Origin of the sequence: Caballeronia choica (assembly GCF_001544535.1) — a bacterium.
GTDB lineage: Bacteria > Pseudomonadota > Gammaproteobacteria > Burkholderiales > Burkholderiaceae > Caballeronia > Caballeronia choica.
On the sequence record NZ_FCON02000650.1, the window covers coordinates 1 to 515 of the forward strand.

Sequence of the window (515 nt, forward strand, 5' to 3'; positions counted from 1 at the left end):
ACGCCCAGCGCGTACATGGCCTCCAGCAGGTCGAGGGCCCGGTGCTCGTTACCGCGTGCGCGGGCCATGCGCGACGCAGTGAGATAGGCGAGCATCACGGTCTCGGGCGTCGCGGCGCGTTCGAGCATATCCAGCCGGTTGGCGAGCAGCGCTGCCGCGTCATCCAGCCGGTCGTCTTCATACGCAATTGCCGCGCACGCTGCCGCGAACGTGCAACTGAGCGGATGCCGGCGGCCCAACTCGACCTCGATGCTCGCGAGCGCAGGCTTCAAAACGTCCTCGGCGAGGCGCATCTGGCCTTCCCACATATAGCTCGCGCCGGTGATGTGCTCGCCCCATCGCGCCAAATTGCCGACCGGCTCGATCCCTTCGTTGCGCTGGACGCGTTGCAGCGCGCGCCGCGCCTGTGCCGGGTCCCCAAGGAGCATCGCACGCGCTGCGAGCCGGTTCGCGTGCACCTGCGCGAGCCACGTTCCGCCCTCGGGCGGCGACTCCGCCCACGGCTCGAAGAGCGC

The 515-nt window shown here is 69.7% G+C and carries 1 pseudogene; it reads right to left on the bottom strand.

Annotation, left to right across the window (positions count from 1 at the left end):
- A pseudogene (locus tag AWB68_RS48775) lies at nt 1–515 on the bottom strand (LuxR family transcriptional regulator); the annotation flags it as partial.